General features: G+C 69.2%; 3 protein-coding genes. 2 read left to right on the forward strand and 1 reads right to left on the reverse strand.

The features are described 5' to 3' along the window. Positions 1-622 (reverse strand): prephenate dehydratase (gene pheA / locus WA965_RS18675; RefSeq protein WP_526447915.1); only part of this gene is annotated, 622 nt, incomplete at its 3' end. Positions 623-736: 114 nt separating this feature from the next. On the opposite strand from pheA, the gene WA965_RS18680 reads away from it, so the two are divergent. Next, positions 737-1,525, forward strand: a complete 789-nt coding sequence (locus WA965_RS18680; protein WP_526302690.1) for a DUF2470 domain-containing protein — start codon at positions 737-739, stop codon at positions 1,523-1,525. A 39-nt stretch (positions 1,526-1,564) separates the two neighbouring features. After that, on the forward strand, positions 1,565-2,332 hold the full coding sequence (locus WA965_RS18685; RefSeq protein ID WP_526302691.1) for a CPBP family intramembrane glutamic endopeptidase: 768 nt from the start codon (positions 1,565-1,567) through the stop codon (positions 2,330-2,332). The last annotated feature ends 147 nt before the right edge of the window (positions 2,333-2,479 follow it).

Genomic DNA, 2,479 nt, shown 5'->3' on the forward strand with positions numbered 1-2,479 from the left:
TCCGGTCCGCGCCCGTGCGCTTCGGCGGCGCAGCGGGCGCTCCGACGAGAACGAACCTCGTTCGGGCGTTGGGCTCGTCAACGACGCCGTCGGCGAGGGTGTCCAGCCCGTAGTGCTGCGCGGCCAGCGCGGTGCTGATCGCTGCGTCCGCCTTCCCGGCCGCTACGTCCTGGGCCGCGGCGGCATTCGAATTGGCCGCTACGAGTTGGGCTTTGGGCAGATGGTCGGACAGCCAGCACCTGACCTGGGCGGCGGCGACCGGGAACGCGGCCACGGTGCGCACGTCTGCTTCCGCAGTCCCCGGCCGGACGGCGATCGAGAAGGCCACGTCCAGGGTCAACTCGGCGTAGATCTGCAGTGGCGATCCGTTGGCGAGGCTGTCCAGCGTCGGTGTCACCGATCCGTGAATCGAGTTCTCGATCGGGACACACGCGAAATCGGCATCGCCGGCGCGGACGGCAGCCAGAGCGGCAGGGGTGCTGTCCGTGGCGATCGGCGTGAGGTCCCCGCTGCCGGCGGTACCGGAACCGCCGGTCGGCGGGATCAGGCCGTGGTCGGCGATGGCGCGCAGGGCGGCCTCGGTGAACGTTCCTTGGGGGCCGAGATACGTGATGCCAGGCACCTCGCCAGCGTATCGGTTCGCTGCGGTAATCCCATTCCGCTGCGGGAAAGCCTTGCGCGGCCGGCCCACACCTAGTTAAGTTAGGCTCACCTTACCAAGAAGAAAGGTCGCGACATGGTCTCTCCTGCACCGACCACCGCAGAGCGAATCCGCAGCGCATGCGCGCGCGCCGGCGGTGCGATGCTCGCCGTCGAGGGCCTCGACCCCACTCCCACGCCTGTGCACCACCTGCTCGCCGACGGATCGTTCGCGATCACCGCACCGGTCGGCGGAGTGCTCGCCGCGACGGTGGTCTCCGCAGCCAACGAGGGTGTGCAGGCGGTGCTGGAGATGACCGACTACGCGCCCCTGCCACTGCGGGAACCGGTTCGATCACTCGTCTGGATCCAGGGCAGGCTCCGCGAGGTCCCGATGGGTGAGGTCGCCGGTCTGCTCGATCTGATCGCGGCGTCGGACCCCAACCCGGCCCTGCTCCAGGTCGATTCCGAGCTCTCGAGTGCGACGGGCGAAACCCGCTACGCGCTGATGCGCCTCGAGATCGAATCCGTCGTGGTCGCCGATGCGACCGGCGCCGAGTCCGTTGCCCTCGGCGCACTGCTGGGGGCGAGTCCGGATCCGTTCTGCGCCATGGAGTCCTGCTGGCTGCAGCACATGGAGTCCGCGCACCGCGATGTCGTCGATCGACTGGCCAATAGGCTTCCCACGGCACTGCGCCGCGGCCGGGTCCGTCCGCTGGGGCTGGACCGCTACGGTGTGCAGCTGCGGGTGGAAGGCGACGACGGCGACCACGACGTCCGGCTTCCGTTCGCCAAGCCGGTCGACGATGTGACCGGCCTCAGCCAGGCGATCCGGGTGCTGATGGGTTGCCCATTCCTCAACGGGCTTCGCGCGCGCGGCGTCTGAGCGCGCCGCTGACATCCGGACCCGGCTACCGTGGCTGCGGTGACCGGCCCCGAAGATGAACTCACCGATGTGCAGCGACGTGCGCTGCGCATCGAGATCGCCGTGGTCCTGGCAGTCACGTTCGGCCTCAGCGCGTACACCGCGCTGCTCAGCCTGATCGAGAGCGTGCTCGTCGGGCTGTCAGGTCAGACGGTGGCACTCAATCCACAGCGCTCCCGGTTCGGCCTCATCGACCTCGGACTGAATTTGGCCAGCGTGTTCCAGCTGCTGGCGTGGGGAGCGCTGGCGGTATACCTGCTGTGGCGCAGCGGATTCGGCCCGTCGCAGGTCGGCCTCGGGCGGATTCGCTGGCGGGCGGATGTTCTCGGTGGGATCGGGCTGGCCACCCTCATCGGCGTCCCGGGCCTGGCCCTGTACCAGGTCGCCCGAATTCTCGGGGCCAACGCCTCGGTGGAGCCTGCCGAACTGAACGACACCTGGTGGCGCATCCCGGTATTGCTGCTGCTGGCCTTCGGCAACGGGTGGGCCGAGGAAGTCATCGTCGTCGGGTTCCTGCTCACCCGGTTGCGTCAACTGCGGGTCAACCCGTGGATCGCCCTGGCCGTTTCGAGCCTGCTCCGCGGCCTCTATCACCTCTACCAGGGGTTCGGCGCAGGGCTGGGCAACGTCGCGATGGGGCTGGTGTTCGGGTATGTCTGGCAGCGCACCGGCCGGTTGTGGCCGCTGATCATCGCCCACGCCCTGATCGATGTCGTCGCGTTCGTCGGTTACTCGCTGCTCGCCGCTCACCTCGGCTGGCTCCGGTAGGACGTACATTCTTGCTGTGACCGACAAGCGGCCGCCTCGACCGGGGCCGACACCGCCTCCTCCACAGGGAAGAGCGCCGGGTCGCCGCGAGCCGCCGCCGGCGCTCCGGCGCGACCCGAACTACCGGCCTGCCTGGCCACCCAACCC

The organism is Mycobacterium sp., from assembly GCF_049683935.1.
Taxonomy (GTDB): Bacteria; Actinomycetota; Actinomycetes; order Mycobacteriales; family Mycobacteriaceae; genus Mycobacterium.